General features: G+C 39.4%; 22 protein-coding genes. 8 read left to right on the top strand and 14 right to left on the bottom strand.

All coding sequences use genetic code 11. The features are described 5' to 3' along the window. Nucleotides 1-6: 6 nt before the first annotated feature. A complete protein-coding gene (locus M1F14_RS13505; protein WP_042843627.1) occupies nt 7-558 on the bottom strand; it encodes an NAD(P)H nitroreductase in 552 nt (183 codons plus the stop codon). Between the two features lie 460 nt (nt 559-1,018). On the opposite strand from M1F14_RS13505, the gene sppA reads away from it, so the two are divergent. From sppA to pncA, 3 genes are all read left to right on the top strand, one after another. Further along, entirely contained in the window at nt 1,019-2,875 is a 1,857-nt protein-coding gene (sppA, locus tag M1F14_RS13500) for a signal peptide peptidase SppA (protein ID WP_042843626.1), read from the top strand. A gap of 170 nt (nt 2,876-3,045) precedes the next feature. After that, the gene (gene ansA / locus M1F14_RS13495; RefSeq protein ID WP_042843625.1) at nt 3,046-4,065 is read left to right on the top strand and encodes an asparaginase; all 1,020 of its coding nucleotides are present in this window, start codon (nt 3,046-3,048) and stop codon (nt 4,063-4,065) included. A 14-nt stretch (nt 4,066-4,079) separates the two neighbouring features. After that, nucleotides 4,080-4,706, top strand: a complete 627-nt coding sequence (gene pncA / locus M1F14_RS13490) for a bifunctional nicotinamidase/pyrazinamidase (RefSeq protein ID WP_042843624.1) — start codon at nt 4,080-4,082, stop codon at nt 4,704-4,706. A gap of 131 nt (nt 4,707-4,837) precedes the next feature. Here pncA and M1F14_RS13485 read toward each other — a convergent pair whose 3' ends face one another. Together M1F14_RS13485 and msrB are read right to left on the bottom strand one after the other, a co-directional pair. Further along, entirely contained in the window at nt 4,838-5,095 is a 258-nt protein-coding gene (locus tag M1F14_RS13485; protein ID WP_048607291.1) for a YeaC family protein, read from the bottom strand. Between the two features lie 162 nt (nt 5,096-5,257). Then, on the bottom strand, nt 5,258-5,671 hold the full coding sequence (gene msrB / locus M1F14_RS13480; protein ID WP_042843621.1) for a peptide-methionine (R)-S-oxide reductase MsrB: 414 nt from the start codon (nt 5,669-5,671) through the stop codon (nt 5,258-5,260). A 355-nt stretch (nt 5,672-6,026) separates the two neighbouring features. Between msrB and gapA the strand changes: the two genes are divergently transcribed. Next, entirely contained in the window at nt 6,027-7,022 is a 996-nt protein-coding gene (gapA, locus tag M1F14_RS13475) for a glyceraldehyde-3-phosphate dehydrogenase (protein WP_004911198.1), read from the top strand. Between the two features lie 341 nt (nt 7,023-7,363). Continuing rightward, nucleotides 7,364-8,245, top strand: a complete 882-nt coding sequence (locus M1F14_RS13470) for a D-hexose-6-phosphate mutarotase (protein ID WP_042843620.1) — start codon at nt 7,364-7,366, stop codon at nt 8,243-8,245. A gap of 84 nt (nt 8,246-8,329) precedes the next feature. Here the strand turns inward: M1F14_RS13470 and M1F14_RS13465 are convergent, their stop codons facing one another. The 4 genes from M1F14_RS13465 to fadR all read right to left on the bottom strand — a co-directional run bounded on the left by M1F14_RS13465 (nt 8,330) and on the right by fadR (nt 13,222). Next, nucleotides 8,330-9,082, bottom strand: a complete 753-nt coding sequence (locus M1F14_RS13465) for a MipA/OmpV family protein (protein ID WP_042843619.1) — start codon at nt 9,080-9,082, stop codon at nt 8,330-8,332. A 129-nt stretch (nt 9,083-9,211) separates the two neighbouring features. Further along, nucleotides 9,212-10,291, bottom strand: coding sequence for an alanine racemase (gene alr / locus M1F14_RS13460; protein ID WP_042843617.1), 1,080 nt, complete (start codon nt 10,289-10,291; stop codon nt 9,212-9,214). Nucleotides 10,292-10,359: 68 nt separating this feature from the next. Next, nucleotides 10,360-11,661, bottom strand: coding sequence for a D-amino acid dehydrogenase (locus tag M1F14_RS13455; RefSeq protein WP_048607295.1), 1,302 nt, complete (start codon nt 11,659-11,661; stop codon nt 10,360-10,362). Between the two features lie 844 nt (nt 11,662-12,505). Then, nucleotides 12,506-13,222 (bottom strand): fatty acid metabolism transcriptional regulator FadR, encoded by a 717-nt coding sequence (gene fadR, locus M1F14_RS13450; protein WP_042843613.1) that lies wholly within the window; start codon nt 13,220-13,222, stop codon nt 12,506-12,508. Nucleotides 13,223-13,443: 221 nt separating this feature from the next. Between fadR and nhaB the strand changes: the two genes are divergently transcribed. Then, nucleotides 13,444-14,994 carry a sodium/proton antiporter NhaB gene (gene nhaB, locus M1F14_RS13445; protein ID WP_042843612.1) on the top strand — a complete coding sequence of 517 codons (1,551 nt, stop codon included), beginning with the start codon at nt 13,444-13,446 and terminating at the stop codon, nt 14,992-14,994. A gap of 152 nt (nt 14,995-15,146) precedes the next feature. Then, nucleotides 15,147-15,662, top strand: coding sequence for a disulfide bond formation protein DsbB (gene dsbB / locus M1F14_RS13440; protein ID WP_048607298.1), 516 nt, complete (start codon nt 15,147-15,149; stop codon nt 15,660-15,662). Between the two features lie 92 nt (nt 15,663-15,754). On the opposite strand, the gene M1F14_RS13435 is transcribed toward dsbB, so the two are convergent. The 4 genes from M1F14_RS13435 to M1F14_RS13420 all read right to left on the bottom strand — a co-directional run bounded on the left by M1F14_RS13435 (nt 15,755) and on the right by M1F14_RS13420 (nt 20,357). After that, nucleotides 15,755-18,037: an FdhF/YdeP family oxidoreductase gene (locus M1F14_RS13435; protein ID WP_181468505.1), complete on the bottom strand. Its 2,283-nt coding sequence runs from the start codon at nt 18,035-18,037 to the stop codon at nt 15,755-15,757. 293 nt (nt 18,038-18,330) lie between these two features. Beyond that, nucleotides 18,331-18,636, bottom strand: a complete 306-nt coding sequence (locus tag M1F14_RS13430; protein ID WP_042843609.1) for a DUF333 domain-containing protein — start codon at nt 18,634-18,636, stop codon at nt 18,331-18,333. Nucleotides 18,637-18,684: 48 nt separating this feature from the next. Then, complete coding sequence (locus M1F14_RS13425) at nt 18,685-19,017, bottom strand: multidrug efflux SMR transporter (RefSeq protein ID WP_042843608.1); 333 nt, start codon at nt 19,015-19,017, stop codon at nt 18,685-18,687. Between the two features lie 140 nt (nt 19,018-19,157). After that, nucleotides 19,158-20,357, bottom strand: a complete 1,200-nt coding sequence (locus tag M1F14_RS13420; protein ID WP_405127784.1) for a sugar transporter — start codon at nt 20,355-20,357, stop codon at nt 19,158-19,160. A 352-nt stretch (nt 20,358-20,709) separates the two neighbouring features. On the opposite strand from M1F14_RS13420, the gene M1F14_RS13415 reads away from it, so the two are divergent. Then, nucleotides 20,710-20,931, top strand: a complete 222-nt coding sequence (locus M1F14_RS13415) for a DUF2594 family protein (protein ID WP_042843606.1) — start codon at nt 20,710-20,712, stop codon at nt 20,929-20,931. A gap of 189 nt (nt 20,932-21,120) precedes the next feature. Here M1F14_RS13415 and M1F14_RS13410 read toward each other — a convergent pair whose 3' ends face one another. From M1F14_RS13410 to htpX, 3 genes are all read right to left on the bottom strand, one after another. Then, nucleotides 21,121-21,399, bottom strand: coding sequence for a hypothetical protein (locus M1F14_RS13410; protein WP_042843605.1), 279 nt, complete (start codon nt 21,397-21,399; stop codon nt 21,121-21,123). Between the two features lie 217 nt (nt 21,400-21,616). Next, entirely contained in the window at nt 21,617-22,999 is a 1,383-nt protein-coding gene (locus M1F14_RS13405) for a sodium:alanine symporter family protein (protein ID WP_042843604.1), read from the bottom strand. 329 nt (nt 23,000-23,328) lie between these two features. Beyond that, complete coding sequence (gene htpX, locus M1F14_RS13400) at nt 23,329-24,210, bottom strand: protease HtpX (RefSeq protein WP_042843603.1); 882 nt, start codon at nt 24,208-24,210, stop codon at nt 23,329-23,331. Nucleotides 24,211-24,542 lie beyond the last annotated feature (332 nt).

Genomic DNA, 24,542 nt, shown 5'->3' with positions numbered 1-24,542 from the left:
TTCTCTTTAAAAATAAGTTACAAATCCTGTCATATCAGGGGCTTGTACTTTTGCAGGTGCTTTAAGTTCAGGTGTCCCCAAATAAAGAAAACCAACAATTCGGTCGTTTTCGCCACAACCTAAACCTGCACGAACGACCGCATCTTCAGTCCATGAACCAGAACGCCAAATTCCACCAAAACCCTGTGCAACTGCAGCCATTTGCATAGCTTGTACTGTGCAACTTGCTGCAACCAATTGTTCCCACTCAGGAATTTTAGGATGTTGTTTTAGCTTTGCAATCACAGTAATAATTAATGGCGCTCTAAAAGGTGCATTGCGAGCTTTTTCTTCAACATCCTCGCCTAACTGCCCTTCAATTGCCGCTTTCTCAAGCAGTTCACTGAAGCGTTTAATGCCATCATCTTTCATGATCACAAAATGCCATGGTTTCAATGCGCCGTGATCAGGTGCTCTCATCCCTGCTGCAAGTATATTATCAAGCTGTTCACCTTGTGGGGCTGGCGTTTTGAGTCTAGAAGCTGAACGGCGGTTCAACAAAAGGGTTAAAGCATCCATGGTTGTCTCCGATTAAGAGTAAACTGATATGATAATCATTCAATTAGATAATTATACCAATACTATATTTAGTTTAAGCCTAAGAGAAAATCGCCTACACTATATAACCATTAATTATTGAGTAAATTACGTTATAAATTCATTGAATTGTATCATTTGTCACTGGTGAAAAATATAATTGAGATATTGTACCTTGTGTAACACAATTTTGTTATGCATAAAAACCGCTTTCAGTGCCAAGTAATTGTATTGATTAATACTAACCGACTGAAAGTGAGAAATGATGATCGGGTTGCGGATTGGCTTTAAGACCATAGCTTTTCGTTCATCTAACAAAGGGCTTACACCTTATTTATACTAAATACAATTTTTAATAGTATCCAAATAGTTTGTCCTCCAAACTGGCAGTCAGTGAATTAATGTCACCTTGGGGAGCAAAATAGGCAGGATAGGAGAGAAAATGCGTCAATTATGGGACATCATCGCTACCATTTTTAAAATTAGCTGGCGAGCGTTAAATTTTATCCGAGAATTTGTTTTCAATGCTATTTTCCTAGTGTTGTTTTTTGTTGTGATTGGCTCAATTGCCCTTTATCAATCAGATTCTCAACCCGAGAAAAACTATTTCGGGGCATTGTATGTCGATTTACAGGGTGTGATTGTTGACCAAGTCTCCGCTCCTGATCCATTCGGCCGTATGAGTCGTGAGTTATTAGGCACCTCAAATAGCCGTATGCAAGAAAACTCCTTGTTTGATATTGTCGATACCATTCGTACCGCAGCTAGCGATGACCGCATTACAGGGATGGTATTACGTTTAGATAACTTAACGGGGGCTGACCAGCCTTCTTTGGCTTACATCGGTAAAGCCATTAACGAGTTCAAAGCTGCTGGGAAATCTGTCTATGCTGTTGGCAACAGTTATAACCAGTCACAATACTATCTTGCAAGTTTTGCTGATGATATTTATTTAACACCACAAGGCACTGTAGGGCTTTATGGCTTTGCGACTAACAGCATGTACTATAAGTCGCTGTTAGAAAGGCTTAAGGTTAGTAGTCATATATTCCGTGTGGGGACTTACAAATCTGCTGTTGAGCCACTCATGCGTGACGATATGTCACCAGAGGCACGCTTAGCCAATCAACAGTGGTTAGATGCCTTATGGAACAACTATTTATCTGAACTTGCCACAAATCGCAAAATGACCAGTGCTCAAATTTTCCCGGGTGCAGATGCGATATTATCGCAATTACGTGCTGTTAAGGGCGATAACGCTCAGTATGCGTTAAAACAACGGTTAGTGGATAAACTATATACAAATGAACAAGTTGAAGATTTGCTCTCTAAGCATTTCGGTTGGAATAAAGAAGATAAGCAGTTTAATAATATCAGTATTTACGATTACTCAGCGAAAATAGCCGATACAACTGCAAGCCAAGGGGGGAATATTGCTGTAATCGTTGTTCAAGGTGCGATTATGGACGGCCCTCAAACTGCGGGTATTGCAGGTGGAGACACCATTGCAGCTCAAATTCGTGATGCTCGTCTAGATGATAATATTAAAGCCATTGTATTACGCGTTAATAGTCCTGGTGGTAGTGTTAGTGCATCTGACCTGATCCGTAGCGAACTCGCTTCTGCTCATGCGGCAGGGAAACCTGTTGTAGTCTCAATGGGGGGCATGGCCGCATCTGGGGGCTATTGGGTATCGACGCCTGCTGATTATATTATTGCGAGCCCTAGTACTTTAACGGGTTCAATTGGTATTTTCGGTGTTATCAATACGTTTGAAAAATCATTAGATTCTATTGGCGTCTATACCGATGGGGTATCCACATCTCCCCTTGCAGATATTTCACTAACCAAAGGGATTAGCCCACAATTTGCCGATATGATGCAAATTACTATTGAAAATGGTTATGATACATTTATCGGTTTGGTCGCTAAATCACGTCACAAAACCCCTGCTGAAATAGACAAGATTGCTCAAGGCCGTGTATGGATAGGTCAGGATGCGCTCAAAAATGGCCTAGTTGACCAACTCGGTGATTTTGATAATGCCGTTGATAAAGCCGCAGAACTAGCTAAACTCACTGATGTTAAGCTAGATTGGATGAAACCTGAGCTGACTTTTATGGATCAACTGCTACTTGAATTAACCACCAATGTTCAAGCCGCAATGCCGGATGTACTACAAGTATTCCTACCTCCCGCAGTCGCGACGGATATTCGCCAGCAAGCACAATTTTTCCTAAAAATGAATGACCCGCAAAATCGCTATGCATTTTGCCTTAACTGTGCTGAAATCAACTAATCGCCCCTTTTCCCCTTCAACTCGTTTGAAGGGGATTTATCTCACAATCTAGTTAACTACCTAATTTAAACCTAGCAATTAGCAACTTAACGATAGTAATACACCAATAAATACGTCAAAATCCTAATAATCATTTTTCTTCACTGCGCAGTGATAATTTAGGTAATAAGATGCAAAAAAAATCAATTTATGTCGTCTACACAGGTGGAACCATTGGCATGCGCCATTCGCCACAAGGCTATATTCCTGTTTCTGGTCACCTACAAGCGCAATTGGCACAAATGCCCGAGTTTCACCGCCTTGAGATGCCTGAATTTACCATTCGCGAACATCAACCTCTGATAGACTCCTCGGATATTACACCAGAGGACTGGCAACTTATCGCCGATGATATTTCCGAGAATTACCCCCTATATGATGGCTTTGTGATTTTGCATGGTACGGATACCATGGCATTTACGGCTTCTGCATTATCATTTATGTTTGAAAACTTGAAAAAACCGGTGATAGTGACAGGGTCACAAATACCCTTAGAGGCACTGCGTTCAGATGGGCAAACTAACTTATTAAACGCCCTATATCTCGCCGCAAATTATCCAATAAATGAAGTTGGGTTATTTTTTAATAATAAGTTGTATCGTGGTAACCGTACCGTCAAAGCACATGCGGATGGTTTTGATGCCTTTAGTTCCCCAAACTGTTCCCCTTTAATGGAGGCAGGGATAAATATTCGCTCATTTAATACATGTCCAGCTCCCATTGGCATAGGCGAATTTAAAGCTCACCGGATTACCCCTCAACCTATTGGTGTTGTTACTCTCTATCCTGGCTTATCCATTGAGATTGTGCGTAATATTCTTCAACAACCCGTCAAAGCACTTATTTTACGTTCTTATGGCGTGGGTAATGCCCCTCAACAGCCCGAACTCTTGCGAATACTACGCGAAGCAACTAATAGAGGGATTATTGTGGTCAACCTGACACAATGTATTTCTGGCCGAGTCAATATGGAAGGGTATGCGACAGGTCACGCACTAGCAGACGCCGGGGTGATCAGTGGTTATGATATGACATTTGAGGCAGCATTAAGTAAATTGCATTACTTACTCAGCCAAAATTACACACCTGCATTAATTCGTGAATTAATGCAAAATAACTTACGCGGTGAACTGAGTTACGCTGATGACTAAATACTGGGGGCACAATGAAAACAGCTTTATTGTTAGTCGATTTACAAAATGATTTTTGTACTGGCGGGGCATTAGCCGTTAATGAAAGCGAACATGTCATTGAGGTCGCTAATAAAGCCATTGCACACTGTACACAACAACGCATCACCATTATTGCCAGCCAAGATTGGCACCCCGCCACACACTTGAGCTTTGCTGTTAATTCAGGAACAAAAGTCGGTGAGATAGGCAAACTCAATGGCCTTGACCAAGTTTGGTGGCCAGTACATTGTGTGCAAGGTGAGCTTGGCGCTAATTTTCACCCACGATTGAACCAGCAAGCCATTGAACAGGTGTTTACCAAAGGTGAAAACCCGCAAGTCGATAGTTACAGTGCTTTTTTTGATAACGATAGAGTCAGCCAAACCCAGTTACATGGGTGGCTACAGGCTCAGAATATTTCCCATCTAATAGTCATGGGGATTGCCACTGACTATTGTGTGAAGTTCACAGTATTAGATGCATTAAAATTAGGCTATACGGTTGATGTCCTCACCGATGGGTGCCGAGGCGTTAATTTAGCTGCTGATGATAGCTTAAAAGCACTGCAAAGTATGGAAAAGGAAGGTGCGAAGTTAATCACCCTTGCCGACCTAAATTAAGACAATATTTGTGTATATACAAGTTTTCTCAAATACTTATCACAATGATAATGCTGAGAAAACTTGTTGTGACCCTGTCACTCGCGCAATGGTATTTTTATTATTCTTTCGATGACTAATTCTTACCTACCCTATTCATCATTATTTTGTGGCTTCAATGTTGCTAACATTTCACCTTGGAATAAGGCTTTCAGTTCTTGTTTGCTTTTCATCGTAATTTCACCATCAGTCCCAACAGTCATATGCTCTGGGTTATGGTTATTCCGTGATTGCCACAATAATACCATTTGCAAGCTGTGCTCTTTTTGCTCGCGAGTCAATGCAACGCCATCAGGCCATTTACCTAATTCAACCGCTGTCACTAGACGCTCATAAATCTCTGGGGTCATCGCCGCTAGTAGTTGCTCAAGTTGTTCTGGGTTTACTTCAACACTCACCGTAATGCTCCTTAAAAAGATAATGTATTCGTATTTGGTTATTATTATTTTTGCCCATATAGCTGAATCGTTATTGCTATGGTATTTTTTTCAACTTCAGCTTGCTTCAGCTCACTAACCACGTACCTTTTCGCCTCCCTCATCATCCAAAAAGCTTAATGATGCTGAATTAATACAATAGCGTTGACCCGTCGGCTCTGGACCATCAGGAAATACATGCCCCAAATGCGCATTACAGTTCTGACAACGTACCTCAATACGGTGCATCCCGTGAGAAAAATCCTCAATGTATTTAATGGCGTCATCATTGATGGGTTGGTAGAAACTTGGCCACCCGCAGCCCGCGTCAAATTTAGTCTCAGACATAAATAAAGGTGAACCACAGCACAGACATTCATACACACCATCTTTACGGTTATGCAATAATTGCCCACTAAATGGGGGCTCGGTGCCCGCCTGTTGCGTGACATAACGCTGCATTTCATTTAGCTCTGAAATATCAATGCCTTGTCTTTCTTTACTTGACATAATTTACCCATGTATTTAAATAAATAGAGAGTTTAATTACTATCATACATCAATTTCAATCAACAAAAAATTAACAACATTTTCTGTAAAACTATTCTAAACTAAGAAGCATCTTACTTTCCGTTTTGATTTGTGAACCCTATCACATATATCACTGATAGATGGTTTCATTATGCTGCACAATCCCGATAATACGTGCGGCTGTATTTGTCACTAAAGTGGCTGACAAATAAGCAGTTAGTGGTATCAGAATTGATTTTTTTCAATAATTGACACGATTCCGCTTGACGGCTGGCAAGGTTTTGGTAACTTTAACTACAACTTAATTCACGAATAAATAGCTGGTGGAAATACTATGACTATCAAAGTAGGTATTAATGGTTTTGGTCGTATTGGCCGTATCGTTTTCCGTGCTGCACAAGAGCGTTCTGACATTGAAATCGTTGCTATCAACGACTTGCTTGATGCAGAATACATGGCTTACATGCTGAAATACGACTCAACTCATGGTCGTTTCAACGGTACTGTTGAAGTTAAAGATGGTCACCTAGTTGTAAACGGCAAAAAAATCCGTGTGACTGCAGAAAAAGATCCTGCAAATCTGAAATGGAACGAAGTCGGTGTTGATGTAGTCGCTGAAGCAACAGGTATCTTCCTGACTGACGAAACAGCGCGTAAACACATCCAAGCAGGCGCTAAAAAAGTTGTTCTAACTGGTCCTTCTAAAGATGACACACCAATGTTTGTTATGGGCGTTAACCACAAAGCATACGCAGGTCAAGAAATCGTTTCTAACGCTTCTTGTACAACTAACTGCTTGGCTCCACTGGCTAAAGTTATCAACGATAAATTTGGTATCGTTGAAGGTCTAATGACAACTGTTCACGCAACAACTGCAACTCAAAAAACCGTTGATGGCCCTTCACATAAAGACTGGCGTGGTGGTCGTGGTGCTGCTCAAAACATCATCCCATCTTCAACTGGTGCTGCTAAAGCAGTAGGTAAAGTTATCCCTGAACTGAATGGCAAACTGACTGGTATGTCTTTCCGTGTCCCTACTCCTAACGTATCTGTTGTTGATTTAACTGTACGCTTAGAAAAACCAGCAACTTATACTCAAATCTGTGATGCTATCAAAGAAGCAGCAGCAGGTGAGTTAAAAGGCGTTCTGGGTTATACTGAAGACGATGTTGTATCAACTGACTTCAACGGTGAAAAACTAACTTCAGTATTCGATGCTAAAGCAGGTATCGCTCTGAATGATAACTTTGTTAAGTTAGTTTCTTGGTATGACAACGAAACTGGTTACTCTAACAAAGTATTAGACTTAATTGCTCATATCTCTAAATAAGCACTGTTAAGCAACAAGTCTGATTGAGCCGCCAATATGGCGGCTCTTTTGTATCTGTATTGAATATAAAATTAACGCTTCATAATTTTGCCTTCTTCGCTTATCGTTAATACCATTATTCGATACGCTATCAATATGACTTGTTTTAAAATGAATGTTATTCACTACGCTTGAAGTATGCGAATAGATACTCTAAATAATCTAAATTGCAGCAAAGCAACAAATAAGTCGCTAAGCGCATACACACGTTTATGACTAGATGTGAATGAGCGAAGTCAACAATACCGCAGTTTGAAGTATGGCGAGTATTAACTCTGTTCCACTAACACAGGTCTAATACCATGCACGACAAAATTTTTGCTCTACCTGTTATTAAGCAGCTGTCTGCTTATATCACACAACGCCAACTTGGCGATCTCCCCCTAATTGTCGTTTCACATCCTAAAGTTTGTGGCGCTGTCAGTTTACAAGGTGCTCAGCTCATTGATTGGCAACCTGCTGGGCAAAAACCATGCCTTTGGTTAAGTTCCGAAAGTGCCTTCAAAGAAGGTGTCGCGATCCGTGGTGGTATCCCCATTTGTTGGCCATGGTTTGGTCCGGTTTCCCCACCTAGCCACGGCTTTGCTCGTCTCTTACCTTGGCAGTTCACCGCACATAATGAACATGAAGATGGTGTAATTTTAACCTTTACACTCACAGATACCGATTATACCCGTAAATTATGGCCTCATGAATTTACCTTAATCCTGAGAATGAAGCTTGGTGAAACCTGTGAGCTCGAATTAGAAAGTTATGGGGACTTCGAAACTACAGCGGCACTTCACACCTACTTCAATATTAGCGATATTCAAAAGGCTACCGTCTATGGGTTAGGTGGTCACTATTTTGATAAAGTCGCGGATAAAGAAGTATATGAAAATGAAGCGCTTAAATTCAATAAGCATATTGACCGCATTTACTCTGAACCCGAAGAGTACAGTTTATTACGTGATGACGGCTGGGCTCGTACTATTGAGATTCACCATTATCATAACAGTGATGTTGTCTGCTGGAATCCTTGGGCTGAATTATCATGTAGCATGCAAGACATGCCAAATAATGGGTATAAACAAATGGTATGCGTTGAAACTGCCTGTATCAATGTGCCAATGAAAAGTGATGCACAACATCCTGCCCGTTTATCCCTTGTGATGATTACTCGTGAGAATAAACCACAAGATTAATAATCTAATTTCAAAAAAATACCCCCTGATAGAAATTACCTTTCAGAGGGTATTTTTTATTCATAGCAATCTTATAAGGTAAAATTAGAAAGTATAAGTTACCCCTGTCCATAAGATCGCAGAAACATCTTTATTTACCATTGGGCTGTCTTTAACTTCACTCGACATGAAGTCTACACGTCCCATAGCGAAAGCCGTCCAATTTTCATCAAAACGGTAATTACCTGACAACTCTAAGTACGGTGACCAGCTGTCACTTGGTTTATAACGTTTTAGCCCACTATTACGAGACTCTTTGGAAGAAACCCCATACTCATAACGTGTTTGATTTTTACTATCCCACTTAATACCTACACCTGGAGTCAGAGACCATTTGTCACCTTCAAAGCCATATAAATAAGCTGCTTCAGCGCGTAAGCCATTACTGATCCCTAAGATATCACCGGAGCCATTAAACCTTAATGTCCCCCAATCCGCTTTATGTCGATAGGTTAAACCCGCCATGACAGTATCACGACGGCGGTTTAGCTCACGCATGGCATCGTTATCATTTTCTTTAGGCTTGAAAAATTGTGGGTAATAATATGCATCCAATGATAATTGGTCTTGCTGATCATTCCACAAATAGTAACCTGCAGCTAATGTATGAAAGTAAAAATTTTCACTATCATAATTCACGATAGGAACTGGAGTTAGATAATCACGGGATTTAATCCCTTTATAAGGTGTCGATTGCGCCAATACTGATGCACCTACTGACCATGTACCGGCAAGTACAGTACTTGATAACACACTCAATGCAACTGCAAGTGTGGTTAACTTAATCGTTTTAGACATATAAAAACCTAAAAAAATGAGAAATGGATCACTGATATATTATATCAATCCGAAACTATTCCCAATACTCATAACCTAAATCACATTTAAAGCTAAATATGTGAATTAAACAGCAAAATTGGTTAACATTCATTCTACGCTGTTTTGGTAAGATACAGGAACTCTTTTTGCTAATGCACACAGTAATTCATACCCAATAGTCCCCGCTGCATGGGCAACATCATCAACAGGTAAATTTTGCCCCCACAGTTCAACCTTATCCCCTAATTGCAAATTGCGGCAATCACTCACGTCAATTGTTAGCATGTCCATAGAAACAGCCCCAAGCAGTGCACAACGCATTCCTTGGCACCATACTGGCGTTCCATTAGGCGCATGGCGGGGATAGCCATCGGCATAACCACATGCAACGGTTGCAATACGCATTGGTTTAGTCGAGGTAAACCTGCTTCCATAACCAATCGACTGCCCGGCTTCAATTTCATGGATTGCAATCACTTCTGATTGTAAACTCATCGCAGCTTTCAGGCCTAACCCTATAATATCTGCCGATTTGCCACTAGGTGAAGCGCCATACAATAAAATACCAGTTCGGATCCAATCATACTGCGTGTATTGGTGCCATAATGCAGCCCCTGAGTTAGCAATGCAGGTTTCTAATGATAAATGTTGAAACTGTTGAATAAGTTGAAAAGGTACTGTTACACCTGTTTTTGTATCTGAATTTGCGAAATGACTCATTAAGGTTAAGCTTTTTACATGGGGGATAGCTGCTAACCGTTCGACTACAGTTTCATAGTCAGTATGAGAAAAACCTAGCCGGTTCATACCACTATTCAACTTGATATATACTGAAATTGGCGCAGAAAACTGTGCATTTTCAATAGCCGCTAATTGCCAGTCACTATGGACACTGGTCGTCAAATTGTATTGGTCAATCAGCTGTAAGTCTTGTGGTTGAAAAAAGCCCTCTAATAACAAAATTGGCCCTTTCCACCCCTCATCACGCAATAAAATTGCCTCATGAAGATCTAACACAGCAAAACCATCGGTTTCTTTTAATGCTGGCCAAATATGCTTTATACCATGACCATAACCGTCCGCCTTCATGACTGACCAAATTTTACACTTTTCTGTGTGCTGCCGTACTATAGATAAGTTATGTTGCAAATTTTGTAGATGAATAACCGCACTAATTGGGCGTGGCATCTTAATTCCTTAAATACATTATTTTTTAATCAGCGATAGACTGTAATTGCAACTTCATGTACTCCCATTTAACGCACTGGCGTCAAATGACCGCTGCTTACAAGCTTGGTATTAAAACCATCAAGATACCTAAATACAGACAAATCATCCGAAGCAATATCAGGCGTGTTACCTGAAATTAAATCCGCCAGCAGTTTTCCAGAACCACATGCCATTGTCCAACCTAAAGTGCCATGCCCCGTGTTTAGATATAGATTATTGTATGCCGTTGGCCCGACTATTGGTGTGCCATCTGGCGTCATAGGCCGAAGCCCAGTCCAAAACTGAGCCTTTTCGATATCACCACCACCTTGATATAAATCTTGTACCACCATTTTTAAGGTTTCGCAGCGTTTTTTAAGGACATCAAGATTAAAACCGACAACTTCGGCCATTCCACCGACACGAATGCGATCATCAAAACGCGTTACCGCAATTTTATAAGTTTCATCAAGTATGGTAGAAGCGGGTGAACGCTGCTCATCAATAATCGGCATTGTTAATGAATACCCTTTTAATGGATAAACCGGAATTTGCACAAGACCCTGTAGTATTGATGTTGAATAAGACCCCATAGCAACAACATACTGATCCGCTTGCACGATTTGGCCATCAATACGGATACCACTAATACGTTTACCATCCGTTAAAATTTGTTCAACCTGTTGACCAAATTGGAATTTAACCCCAGCTAGTTGTGCCATTTTAGCGAGTTTTTTAGTAAATTGCTGGCAATCACCGGTTTCATCATTCGGCAACCTCAACCCACCAGTTAGCTTATGTTTAACAAATTCTAATGCAGGTTCAGCTTTAATGAGTTGGTCGGATGTTAAAAGCTCATAAGGCACGCCTTCCTGTTGTAACACTGCAATATCATTAGCAGCATTATCAAACTGTTTAGCTGTGCGGAACAGCTGTAATGTGCCCCCTTGACGGGCTTCATAGCCAATCCCCGTATCAGCCCTAAGTTGCCGAATACAGTCGCGGCTATACTCCGCAATCCTTACCATGCGACTTTTATTCATCGCATAATGTTGAATATCACAGTTTTTCAGCATCTGCCACATCCAGCGCAACTGAAATAACGTACCATCAGGCCGAATAGCTAATGGAGCATGTTTTTCAAACATCCACTTCACTGCTTTTAGTGGTATGCCTGGTGCCCCCCATGGCGTTGCGTAACCAGGGGATATTTGCCCTGCATTAGCTGCGCTGGTTTCTTCTGCTACATCATGCTGCCTATCAACAACCAGTACTTCATGGCCTTCTTGAGCTAAATACCATGCTGTTGTAACACCAATCACTCCTGCCCCTAACACTAGAACTTTCATAAGCACCCCAGATGCAAAGTATTCAATTATTATTTAGGATAATATTCTAGAAATTATTTGCCAATGTGGTGAATTAACACTTTTAACAAAATAGATAATAAAACCAACACTTGATGATTTTTATTTACAAAAAAGTTAATTGTTCTAGTGAAATCAGAGCCCAAAAACAAAAAAGAACATATCAAATTGATTTTAAATAAAAATAATTAATCTCAAAAAAACCAAGTTCGATATTTTATACTTTAATTTAATGAATACTGTCTTTTATGGGTGGGTTTACAAATTACGTGACTTAAATTTTTATACTAAAAATATATTCTTTCCTAGTTTATTTATCCAAATAATAATCCATTATGAAAAAAACGATTAAAAATGTTAAAGGAAAGTATATGACTAAAAAGATCATCCCTATTATTTGTGCCCTGAATGTAATTTTTCTATCTATAGCCCCAAGTATTGCAGAAGAGTATTGCGAACCCACCATGAAAAGAAATTTGATAAAAGATAAAGGGAAAAATATATGCTTTTCTATAAGACCCCTTCCTATATGTACCCCCCAGCAACGGCAGTTTCTTATGTTAAAACTACAGTTCAATTCAATTGTGTAACTAAGGGTGAATATTTGGTTTTAAGCGAAAGTGAGCAATTAAACAAAATAATTACTCGGTTAGAAAATAAAGATGTAGATTATTCCGAAGATATTGCTATCCCTCGCTACTGTACATGTCCTAGCAAGCTCTAGTTAATACATATTGTATTTACTAATCTAGTCAATCATTCACTTGTAAAAAAGCCAGCCGACATAAGATGCGGGCTGGCTTTTATGCCTTATCGATTACCTAATTTAGCGAGTGTGAGCTAAATCTGAAGGCATATTACCCTGCATACTATGCCAAATTAAGCCACTTTCCTTCCCGTAATTTCGGACACAATCCATAATGCGATCGTATGCTTGCTCACGGCAAAGATTACTCAATTGTTGGTAAAAACTTAATGCAAGGCGTCTTGCTTCAGGATTAGAGAAATAATAACGCCCAACACGCGTATATAGCCCTCTTAAGCCATTAATAATCAAACCGTAGATAGGGTTACCTGATGCGAATGCAAGCCCACGGAAGACGTTATAATCCAAATCACTAAATGCATCTGAATTATCATCAACTTTTTCTCGGCCAGCTAACACTTCTAACGACTTTTCAGGGTTATTACGAAATGCAGTACGAATAAAAATTGCAGCAATATTAGTCCGCACAGCTAATAAATTATCAATTAGCTGAGGCACTCTATCGTGATCCAATCTGGCCAGTGTTTCCAAAATATTGAGGCCTGATGTTTCCCAATAATTATTCACTTTTGTTGGTTTACCATGTTGAATAGTTAACCAACCGTCACGCGCTAGACGTTGCAACACCTCGCGAAGAGTTGTGCGTGTTACACCGATTAACTCGGAGAGTTCACGCTCAGCGGGTAGTATTGAACCTGGTGGAAAACGGTTGTTCCATATGCTCTCAATAATGTACTCTTCCGCGAAACCTGCCGGACTTTGAGCTTTAATAACCATATTTTTATTATTCCAAACATTTAGACGGATATTGGGGAAATCATACCAGATTGTCGTCTCCTGATATAGTTAGACTCAAAATAAAGAGTGAGACGAATCATAGAATTCCCATATAATTCATACATTATCAATTAGCAAATGGGCTTATAATCGATAAAAGATCAGAGTAGTATGTAATAGAACGTTACACGACATCCGTATAAAGAGGATAACGAACCATAATGGATTTTAGTTTAAAAAGTGCTTTTTTGAAAAATTTTCTTGGAAATTCACCAGATTGGTACAAATTAGCAATTATCATATTTCTAATAATAAACCCTGTTGTTTTCTATTTTATCAGCCCTTTTGTGGCAGGCTGGTTATTGGTAATTGAATTTATATTCACCTTAGCAATGGCACTTAAGTGTTATCCATTGCAACCTGGGGGGTTATTAGCAATCGAAGCCGTGATCATCGGTATGACGACACCAAAACAAATTTCACATGAAATAAGCAATAACCTTGAGGTTATTTTACTGTTGATCTTTATGGTCGCCGGTATCTACTTCATGAAGCAATTGCTTTTGTTCGTTTTTACCAAACTGTTGATAAACGTGCGTTCTAAACGCATCCTTTCCCTTGCATTTTGTATGGCGAGTGCATTTTTATCTGCATTTTTAGATGCCTTAACGGTTATAGCCGTAGTCATTAGCGTCTCAATTGGTTTTTATTCTATTTACCATCAATATGCTTCTAACCAACACAGCGATACCGACTTACAAAATGATGGTTTTATTGATAGCACAGAAAAAAAACAAACACTTGAACAGTTCCGTTCTTTTTTGCGCAGCATAATGATGCATGCGGGTATTGGTACTGCCCTTGGTGGGGTGATGACAATGGTGGGGGAACCACAAAATCTGATCATCGCTAAACATGTTAACTGGGACTTTATCACTTTTTATATCCGTATGGCGCCCGTCACTATTCCTGTCTTTATTTGTGGGTTATTAGTGTGCTTTCTTGTCGAGAAGTTTAAGTTATTTGGTTATGGAGCTGAACTCCCTGCTTCCGTGCGCCAAATATTAACCGAGCACGATAAAAAACTAACTGAAAAACGCACCAAAAAAGAGCTGGCACAACTGATTGTTCAAGGTTTAATCGGTATCTGGTTAATTGTGGCTCTTGCCTTCCATTTAGCAGAAGTTGGCTTAATTGGGTTATCGGTCATTGTGATGGCAACCGCTTTTTGCGGCATCACAGAAGAACACGCTCTAGGTAAAGCTTTCGAGGAGGCGCTACCATTTACCGCATTACTTACGGTGTTTTTTAGTATTGTAGCGGTTATCATTGACCAACAGCTATTTACTCCGTTTATTCAATTTGTATTACAGTCATCTGAATCGTCGCAGTTGTCATTGTTCTATCTGTTCAATGGCCTATTATCTGCCGTTTCAGACAACGTATTTGTTGGGACTGTGTATATTACCGAAGCCCTAAAAGCAGCAAATGACGGCTTAGTATCAATGGAACAATACCAATTTCTAGCGGTTGCAATTAATACAGGGACAAACTTACCTTCTGTTGCCACCCCTAATGGTCAAGCTGCTTTCTTATTTTTGCTGACTTCAGCGCTATCACCTTTGATCCGTTTATCATATGGCCGGATGGTATGGATGGCTTTGCCTTATACCATTGTCATGACAATTGTCGGCTTATTAGGCGTTGAGTTATGGCTAGTACCAATAACCTATTGGATGGAAAGTATTGGTTTGATTACATTTGCACAATAACTATACTGATAAACTATGAGCCGTATGCAAATACGGCTCATTTGTAATTTTGCGTAAACCCCTATCTAAAATTGCATTATTTCACTTTAAGTGCTTTTTTTATCCGTCTGATAAGGGCAAAATGTGCGCATCACTCAATTAGGATATTAAGTATGTTCAGATTTTTTAACTACTGCTCACAAGGAAGAGGTGCATGGCTATTGATGGCCTTTACTGCCTTCATGCTCGAGTGTGCTGCTCTATATTTTCAACATGTGATGAAACTACAACCCTGTGTAATGTGTATCTATGAACGCGTTGCATTACTTGGTGTTATGGCTGCCGGCTTAATAGGCGCAATTGCACCACGTAATATTATCATTCGTTGGGTTGCTATCATTATTTGGGTTTATTCTGCTTGGCGTGGCTTAGAGCTTTCTTGGGAACATACCATGCTCCAGCTCTATCCTTCTCCATTCGCATCTTGTGATTTCTTTGTGAACTTCCCTGATTGGCTACCATTGCAAACTTGGGTTCCAGCAGTATTTGAAGCGACGGGTGACTGCGCGGTTAGGCAGTGGGCATTTTTAGGGCTTGATATGCCTCAATGGTTGATTGGTATTTTTGCTGTTTATTTTGTTATCGCCATTATTGTTGCCATTAGCCAATTCTTCCCTGCTAAAAAATGATTTAAACCTTCTTATTGTATCCCCCTAGCTTTAATTTCAAACTGGGGGGATATCTTACATTTAATCTGATTGATAAATATAAATACACATAATTACTGTATTACGTGTTCTAATTTGATTGGGATATTTTTATAGGCAGGTATCCCACATTCCGGGTCATAACTATCCAATGAAATTAAATTATTGGCTTCAGGGAAATAAGTCGCAACGCAACGGTCAGCCACATCATAGATAACCACCGTTAAATTATCTAAACGGCGCTTAGTCGGTTTTTGGTTGCTATCTAACGCAATTAAGTTAACTTTATCCCCCGCTTTTAATTTCTGTTTTTGCGCCTCTGCACCGCTAATAAAAACGACATCCCTTTGCCCAAATACCCCACGATAGCGGTCATTTAACCCGTATATGGTCGTATTATACTGGTCATGGCTGCGCAATGTCGCAAGAACTAGCTCACTATTTACCGCTGAATTAGGGTCTTCAATCACCCCAACAGTTGGAATGAAATTAGCTTTACCTGATTTAGTTAACCAACGCCGCTCAGAAGCCGCATTTGTAAGGTGAAAGCCTCCCGGTATTTTGATGCGGGCGTTAAAGTTATCAAAACCGGGTAATACTGCTTCCATTGCATCACGGATCAGGTCGTAATTACCAATGAAAGCATCCCATTCAACTTTACTATTCGGTATTGTCGCTTTGGCAATCCCTGCAACAATGGCACATTCAGATTTCAAATAAGGGCTACAAGGTTTTAATAACCCCTTTGAGGCATGTACCATTGACATTGAGTCTTCCACTGTCACGCATTGCACCCCACTACTTTGCCTGTCGATTTCACTTCGCCCCAGCACTGGTAGTATGAATGTATTTTTGGCTGTTAATAAATGAGAACGGTTAAGTTTAGTCGCAGTATGCACAGCCAAATCAAGCTTTTTCATGCCTTCAAAGCAGGCATCTTTATCAGGCATGGCAACCGCCAAGTTGCCCCCCATACAGATTAATGCGTTTGCACTCCCATTATAAATCGCTTGCATACTGGCAACTGCAGCATGACCGAACTCACTCGGAGGACGAAAACCAAAACGCTGTTCAATTTTATCAAGAAAACTTTTAGATGGTTTTTCTGTGATCCCGACCGTACGGTCGCCCTGTACGTTAGAGTGCCCCCTTAGTGGGCAAATCCCTGCGCCTTCTCGCCCAATATTACCTTTCAGCAACAATAAGTTGACTAATTGCTGTACGTTTTTAGTTCCATGCTGATGCTGAGTTATCCCCATGCCATAGCAAATTATGGTGCTTTTCGCTTCAATATAAAGGTCTGCGATTTCATCAATAGACTCATGCGATAAGCCTGATACCCTTAAAATATCGTCCCAACTGGTCGTCAGTAAATCATTTTTTAACGTTTCATACCCATCGGTATGGGCTGATATAAACTCGGTATCTAGGAGCGCTTTTTCGCCTGAGTCAATGGCCGCCTGATGTCGCTCAATCAGCCGCTTCATGACCCCTTTGATTAAAGCTGTATCTCCCCCAATCCGCACTTTATAATAATGACCAGCAAGTGGGGTTGATTCTAATGTCAGCATTTCTATTACGTCTTGCGGATATGTAAAACGTTCAAGACCACGTTCTCTTAACGGATTAATCGCTATAATTTTAGCTCCCCGTTTAGAAACTTCACGTAACGAACTAAGCATTCGTGGATGGTTAGTCCCAGGGTTATGGCCGATACAAATAATTAAATCCGCTTTATCAAAATCCTCTAATAATACCGTTGCTTTACCAACCCCTATCGAAGCAGCTAGCCCAACACTTGTGGGCTCATGACACATATTTGAACAGTCAGGAAAATTATTTGTTCCGTATTCTCTGGCCAGTAATTGATATAAAAATGCCGCTTCATTCGAAGTTCTACCTGACGTATAAAATTCAACAGTATTTGGATCAGAATAACTCCGCAGACGCTCTCCTATTTGTTGAAATGCATCATCCCATTCGACCGGTTCATATTTATCTGTTAATGAATTATATTTCATTGGGTGCGTTAAACGTCCTTCATTCTCTAAATGAAAATCATCCCAATCAAGTAATTCAGTTACTGTATGTTTTTCAAAAAAATGGGGGGTAGTACGTTTTGACGTGGCCTCCCAAGCAATGGCTTTGGCTCCATTTTCGCAGATATCGAAAGAAGCGGTATGTACTGGATCTGGCCACGCACACCCCGGACAGTCAAAGCCGTCGACCTTATTCATATCAAACATTGCAATAATATCATGACCCACTTTCATTTGTTCACGCAATGCTTCTGCAACAGCTTTAACTGCCCCCCAACCGGCGGCAGGTCCAGTGTATTCTTCAATTTTCTTTTTCATTTGTCATTACTCTTTAATAAATAGAACATGTATTTATCTGTGTTTTTATAATTATCTAAATTGCTTTTACAATTTAATACTAGTAATTAAAAAATTAAATATCAATAATTAAATTAAGGACTTAAATAGATGCTCGCAATTAGATGATGGACAAATGAATGTTTTAAAATAAAAATAAAACCTAATAAATAATTATTAAAATTATTTTATGAATTTAATGTTTAATATTTAATAAGTAATCAACCTCATATTAACGATTAATAAGAGGTTAATACATTTCATAAAAAGATGAGTTATATGCAAGCACCGGATTGAATAATATCAGCAGCGCAACGTTTACCATTGGCGAATTGACAAACCGCAGTTTGAGTTCCATTTAACTCTAGAGTAAGTGCAGGTAAACCGCCAGCCGAAACACAAGCTTCTTGTACCCCTGGGCCCAAATTAACAATTTGTTGAGCATAATTTGCAGCTACGGTATCTGCTTGGTCGGTTTTATTTCCACCAGAACTGCTACAGGCGGATAAAGTGAAAACGAATGCCCCAGCAGCAACCATTGACATTATCGTTTGTAACCGCAAATTGATTCTAAGTCTCATTTCTTTCTCCGCTAACACTCGCTCTACATAATGATTTTGTAGCACTTATTAATGCGTACCACTCTTTGAGAGTAGATTGATGATTAAAACACCAACTATAATAAACAGCATACCAATAATTGCAGGTAAATCGAGCTTTTGGTTGTAAATATAAATTGCAGCAATAGAAACTAACACAATCCCTAACCCTGACCAGATCGCATAAGCTATCCCTAATGGCATTACTTTGACTACTTGCGAAAGTCCCCAAAAAGACACCGCATAACCAATCACCACCACTAAAGAAGGCCAAAAACGACTAAAACCATCTGAAGCCTTAAGCGTTGTCGTAGCAATAACCTCAGCGATAATAGAAATAAATAAAAAGCTCAGCCCTTTCATACATTTTCCTTATTATTAAAATTATTAACGGTAAAATTTACCCTATACCTTTTATTTATACAAATAATGAACAATAAAAAGCCCCATCTTTCTTTACGAAAGACAGAGCGTTATTTTTATAAATTTTCTTACAAAACTGACTAATGGCTTGTTGAAACTGCAGTTTTATCTTCCAGCGATTGACTATAGCGTTTAAATAAGTAAATACACAAAATCAATGTAATTATACCAATACACCCGCCAATATAACCAATATTAGTCATCCCCATATGAACAATAACTAGGTTCCCCAGTAGCGCACCGCCACCAATACCTATATTAAAAATCCCTGAGAAAATTGACATTGCCAAGTCAGTTGCATCAGGAGATAAATCAATCACTTTAACCTGTAGACCTAAGCCGATACACATCATGGCGATACCCCAGAAAACGGATAGCATAATCAACGACCAGACATCTGAGCCTAAAGGCATTAGCAATAATAAACACACCGTCATTAGGGCAATTGCTGTTGGTAAGAAAAACAACGAAAACTTGCTACTATAACGACTAAATATAACACTCCCGATAATGCCAGCCCCACCAAAAATCAGTAACAATAATGTCGCAAAATTTTGGCTTTGCAATGCGATTTCACGGACAAAAGGTTCAATGTAACTGTAAGCAGTAAAATGAGCAGTCACAGCTAGAACAGTTAACGCAAACATCCCCACCAGTGCGGGACGTTTAAATAAGACGGGGACACTTTTTAACGAACCGGAGTGTTCACTCGGTAAACGGGGTAGGAAACGTATTAACACTATCATGGTAAATAAGGCAATAACACCAATACATAAAAAGGTGACCCTCCACCCTAAAAATTGCCCTATTACACGCCCAATTGGTAGCCCTAAAACAGTTGCTAATGCGGTACCTGTTGCTAATAAGCCCAACGCTTGCGCCTTCTTGCCTGCAGGTGCAACACGAATAGCTAAAGAAGCCGTTATCGACCAAAATACCGCATGCGATAAAGCAACGCCAATTCGCCCACCAATTAGTATTTCAAAGCTCCATGCAAACCCTGAAATAATATGGCTAACAATAAAAATGACAAATAAAAAAGCTAATAATTTACGACGCTCAATTTTACTGGTTAATAACATTAAGGGTAACGACATCAATGCTACGACCCAAGCATAAATCGTAATCATTAACCCTGTATGAGCGACTGACATGTCAAAACTTTGTGCAATATCACTAAGTAGTGCAACTGGGACAAATTCTGTTGTATTAAAAACAAACGCTGCAACCGCAAGAGCGACTACGCGGATCCACGCTGTTCTTCTAGAAACCTGAGTCATATTCATCTTAGCCTTCATTTCCCACAAGTAAAATGCACTAACTGATTAACAGCTTGTGAAAGTTGCCGCGAAAGGATATTAGTATTCGATATGGGTTTGATTAACCATTCAGCTCTTATTTAAGCTAAAACCCATTTTTGTGAATTATATCACAACTTTCAGTGGGGCTTAAAGGTCAGGCTTCCGCCAGCAAGCACAAAAACAGGAAGGTTTCCCTGTTATATCCCCCTTAACGTATCTAGGTTCCCCTTGTTTAGCAAATAACTATTACGCTCATTTATCTGAAAGCACATATCATTCCTTTTTATGCTACAATCTCACGATTATTTTTTATTTTTAAAGGACCTTGTTAATGAAAAACCATTTCCCTACTGATCCTGACGTGAATACTTTAGCTGATGAGATAACTTGTTTAAAAAATTTACTCACTCATATGCTTAAAGCTATTGGTCAAGCTGATGCAGGTAAAATTTTAATCAAAATGCAACGTGAAATCGCACTCATAGAAGATGAAAAACAAGCAGAAACCTATAAAAACACGTTAGAACAAATAAAAACGGCCTATCGCCAATAGATTATTTAGCGATAAATGCTATTTTAAGGATATATATTCTATTGAGTGGTTTAAACTGCACAAATAACTAAGTTTTGAATTTTTAAATCAACTATCTTAGTTCTCGAATTAAACCATTCTTTATTCATTTAGCTCCCCCTTCAGACCCTATGAAGGGGGCTTTTTTTATCTACCAACACAGTTTATTAATTAAACATTATTCCGCTTATAAATATCTTGGCAGTACTGCACGTACTCATCGAGTGTTGTAGTTGAAGTTTGTTTTTCCCAACATTTTTGTTCTTCGAAGGCCCATACTTTGAACAATTGACCAAGATTGGCTCCTGACATCCCAACCTCTTTATAGATCCTATGATAAAAACCTTGTTCAGAACGGTAGATTTCAAATTTAAATGCAACTAGTCGTGCGGGATTTGTCGTTGTCATAAAATCATTACCAAACACCAACGTTTTTTCCAGAATATCCATTTGGTCTCCTTGTGAATAAGTCAAAAGTTAATAGATAATATTTCATAAGTGAAAATTGATTAACTATTCTTAGCATAGCGCATTTAAACCTATTGCGTAGTTTGGTTTACATAAAACCCATTGAAAGCACTTAGAGATGATTAACCAAAAAGGGGTAAGGATACACACTAATTTAATGAAGAAGCTTCACCGAAGTGAAGCTTTTTACAGGGGGTATTTATGATTTGTTATCGTATAACTGTTTAGCCATATCAATACTATCCGCATTAACATCTTTTATATGGTCTCGAGTTAGTCGATACACTACAGGGCTCAATAACAACAATGCAATTAAGTTAGGGATTGCCATCATCGCATTTAGCGTATCAGCCAATAACCAGACAAAATCAAGTGATTGGGTTGCACCGATTGGTAAAGCGATTAACCAAAGCACTCTAAACGGTTTGATAGCCCTTAATCCAAATAGATACTGCACACATTTTTCACCATAAAAACTCCACCCTAAAATGGTGGTAAATGCAAAAACAGCTAACGCAATAGCGACAATATAATTCCCACCCGGTATTGCTGATTGAAATGAAAAAGCGGTCAGCGTTGCGCCTGTCTGGCTAGTCAACCACCCTCCAGTGATAATGATCGTCAAACCAGTGACTGAACACACAATAATAGTATCAATAAACGTACCAAGCATTGCAATTAGCCCTTGGCGAATAGGGTTCTGTGTTTTCGCCGCAGCATGGGCAATAGGAGCACTTCCTAAGCCTGCTTCATTGGAAAAAACCCCTCTCGCAACCCCAAAGCGAATCGCAGCCCAAACAGCAGCACCGGCAAAGCCACCTTGTGCCGCCACAGGGTTAAACGCAGACGTCACTACTAAGGAAATTGCAGCAGGGATTTGCGTAAAATAAATACCAAGTACAATTAACCCTGCACCAAAATAAGCGACAGTCATAAATGGTACTAACTTACCAGCGACATCAGAGATACGGCGTAATCCACCAATCAACACTGCACCAACAAGTAAAACCAATACCCCTGCTGTTAACCACTTATGCACTCCAAAGTTACTTTCTAGTACATCCGCCACTGAGTTAGCTTGTACCGTATTACCGATGCCAAAACTTGCACATGCACCAAAAAAAGCAAATAGAGTACCTAACCAAATCCATTTAGGCCCCAATCCATTTTTTATGTAATACATTGGGCCACCAATATATTGCCCATATTTATCCACTTCACGAAAACGAACTGCAAGTACAGCTTCAGAGTATTTAGTTGCCATTCCAACCAACGCTGTCATCCACATCCAAAAGAGTGCTCCAGGTCCTCCCATCACAACAGCAGTTGCCACCCCTGCAATATTCCCAGTCCCAATTGTTGCAGACAATGCTGTCATCAAAGCATTAAATGGCGATATTTGCCCTTCACCGCGTGACTCGTTTTTTTGAAATAATAATCTAAAACCTGTTCCTATTTTCCTTATTGGCAAGAACGCGAGCCTAATTTGCATGTATATACCAACGCCTAAAATCCCAACTAGCATAGGTACGCCCCATACTATCCCGTTGAGTTCACTTAACCACGTAGTTATTAGCTCCATCTTACCCCCAAGTTAATCACTCTTATTTTTTAATTAACATTTATTAAACAAATCACCATCAATTTAATAAAGATTAAAAATGAAATAAAAGCGAACAAAAATTTAAAAAATTACCACTTACGATGCAAGATTGTGAGAAAGCTCACTTGTGATTAATATGTTTTAATTACCGATACAGTTAAATTGTGAATAAATCTTAAGCTTAAAATTTCTTACTGATTAACAGCTTTCTTGGTACAAGTGAGAGGACTTTTGTCCATAAAAAAAGCCCAGTAATAAAATGATTACTGGGCTTAGTTTTTAGATTTCGACTAAACAGTTAAGTTAGACTATTTTAAATACTCACCTGAACGCAGCGCTTCGATTCGTTTATCTAATGGTGGGTGAGATAAAAACAATTCACTAAATGCTTTTCCTCGGCCATTGATACAAAATGCCATTAAGCGCCCTTCTTCTTGCGGCTCATAACTCGTTTTCAGTCGTTGTAATGCGGCGATCATTTTTTCGCGCCCGACTAGTTTTGCCGACCCGGCATCTGCATGGAATTCACGATAACGAGAGAACCACATAGTGATAATGCTGGCTAAAATACCAAAAACAATTTCCAACACCATGGAAACGGCGAAATACACCATAGGGTTACCGTTACTACTTTCACTTTCATTATCGCTGTTTGACATAAAGCCTGCCGCGAGTTGTGCGATAATACGTGAAATAAAGATAACAAAAGTATTCACAACCCCTTGTAATAAGGTCATTGTTACCATGTCACCGTTCGCAATATGGCTAATTTCGTGAGCAATAACCGCTTCCGCTTCGTCACGACTCATATTTTCTAATAAACCAGTACTTACTGCGACTAACGAAGCATCACGACGGGCTCCCGTAGCGAACGCATTGATATCCGGCGCATGGTAAATAGCCACCTGTGGCATTTGGATACCAACTTGTTGTGCTTGGCGCTCTACCGTTGACATTAACCATTGCTCTGTTTGGTTGCGAGGAGTTTCAATTACCTCACCACCAACTGATTTCAAAGCCATCCATTTAGACATCAGCAGTGAGATAAATGCACCACCAAAACCAAATAACCCCGCCATGATCATCAAGCCTTGGACACTACTACCTCTAATACCGGTTAAGCTTAAGATTATTCCAAACACAAACATAACGGCTAAGTTTGTGAGTAAGAATAAAGCAATTCTCATCATTTTTTTGTATTCCTTGGTAAAAACTAATATCACGTAGAATTTACTTTATAAATAAGGTTTTTTCACACTATTTCAAGTCAATTAACATCAAAATATTAAAAAACAACATAACTTTACATTGAAACCACTAAAACGGGTTACTATTTTCTCTATTCAATCACAATAAAGAATGATTAAATTTAACCAATTGTTTTTAAAAGCTCAATTTATAACCAGCTCACATTAAATTGTTCCAATATTAAAATGATAATGCTGGTTATTATACGTATGGAAATTTATTCGTGCATTTAATTATATTTCCAGCAACTTTATTCGCTAAATCGATAAATATC

This window comes from Providencia sp. PROV003, assembly GCF_045040775.1.
Lineage (GTDB): Bacteria > Pseudomonadota > Gammaproteobacteria > Enterobacterales > Enterobacteriaceae > Providencia > Providencia huashanensis.
Note: the sequence above shows the minus strand (reverse complement) of the source record. Positions and strands in the feature narration are given on the sequence as shown.

What these genes read in the sequence shown, in the direction of transcription:
- ansA (WP_042843625.1), top strand. Translation starts at nt 3,046, where the DNA reads ATGCAAAAAAAATCAATTTATGTCGTCTACACAGGTGGAACCATTGGC.
- M1F14_RS13430 (WP_042843609.1), bottom strand. Translation starts at nt 18,636, where the DNA reads ATGAGACTTAGAATCAATTTGCGGTTACAAACGATAATGTCAATGGTT.
- sppA (WP_042843626.1), top strand. Translation starts at nt 1,019, where the DNA reads ATGCGTCAATTATGGGACATCATCGCTACCATTTTTAAAATTAGCTGG.
- M1F14_RS13410 (WP_042843605.1), bottom strand. Translation starts at nt 21,399, where the DNA reads ATGGATATTCTGGAAAAAACGTTGGTGTTTGGTAATGATTTTATGACA.
- msrB (WP_042843621.1), bottom strand. Translation starts at nt 5,671, where the DNA reads ATGTCAAGTAAAGAAAGACAAGGCATTGATATTTCAGAGCTAAATGAA.
- M1F14_RS13435 (WP_181468505.1), bottom strand. Translation starts at nt 18,037, where the DNA reads ATGAAAAAGAAAATTGAAGAATACACTGGACCTGCCGCCGGTTGGGGG.
- M1F14_RS13415 (WP_042843606.1), top strand. Translation starts at nt 20,710, where the DNA reads ATGAAAAACCATTTCCCTACTGATCCTGACGTGAATACTTTAGCTGAT.
- htpX (WP_042843603.1), bottom strand. Translation starts at nt 24,210, where the DNA reads ATGATGAGAATTGCTTTATTCTTACTCACAAACTTAGCCGTTATGTTT.
- nhaB (WP_042843612.1), top strand. Translation starts at nt 13,444, where the DNA reads ATGGATTTTAGTTTAAAAAGTGCTTTTTTGAAAAATTTTCTTGGAAAT.
- M1F14_RS13485 (WP_048607291.1), bottom strand. Translation starts at nt 5,095, where the DNA reads ATGACCCCAGAGATTTATGAGCGTCTAGTGACAGCGGTTGAATTAGGT.
- M1F14_RS13425 (WP_042843608.1), bottom strand. Translation starts at nt 19,017, where the DNA reads ATGAAAGGGCTGAGCTTTTTATTTATTTCTATTATCGCTGAGGTTATT.
- M1F14_RS13470 (WP_042843620.1), top strand. Translation starts at nt 7,364, where the DNA reads ATGCACGACAAAATTTTTGCTCTACCTGTTATTAAGCAGCTGTCTGCT.
- M1F14_RS13505 (WP_042843627.1), bottom strand. Translation starts at nt 558, where the DNA reads ATGGATGCTTTAACCCTTTTGTTGAACCGCCGTTCAGCTTCTAGACTC.
- pncA (WP_042843624.1), top strand. Translation starts at nt 4,080, where the DNA reads ATGAAAACAGCTTTATTGTTAGTCGATTTACAAAATGATTTTTGTACT.
- M1F14_RS13465 (WP_042843619.1), bottom strand. Translation starts at nt 9,082, where the DNA reads ATGTCTAAAACGATTAAGTTAACCACACTTGCAGTTGCATTGAGTGTG.
- gapA (WP_004911198.1), top strand. Translation starts at nt 6,027, where the DNA reads ATGACTATCAAAGTAGGTATTAATGGTTTTGGTCGTATTGGCCGTATC.
- M1F14_RS13405 (WP_042843604.1), bottom strand. Translation starts at nt 22,999, where the DNA reads ATGGAGCTAATAACTACGTGGTTAAGTGAACTCAACGGGATAGTATGG.
- dsbB (WP_048607298.1), top strand. Translation starts at nt 15,147, where the DNA reads ATGTTCAGATTTTTTAACTACTGCTCACAAGGAAGAGGTGCATGGCTA.
- fadR (WP_042843613.1), bottom strand. Translation starts at nt 13,222, where the DNA reads ATGGTTATTAAAGCTCAAAGTCCGGCAGGTTTCGCGGAAGAGTACATT.
- M1F14_RS13455 (WP_048607295.1), bottom strand. Translation starts at nt 11,661, where the DNA reads ATGAAAGTTCTAGTGTTAGGGGCAGGAGTGATTGGTGTTACAACAGCA.
- M1F14_RS13420 (WP_405127784.1), bottom strand. Translation starts at nt 20,357, where the DNA reads ATGACTCAGGTTTCTAGAAGAACAGCGTGGATCCGCGTAGTCGCTCTT.
- alr (WP_042843617.1), bottom strand. Translation starts at nt 10,291, where the DNA reads ATGCCACGCCCAATTAGTGCGGTTATTCATCTACAAAATTTGCAACAT.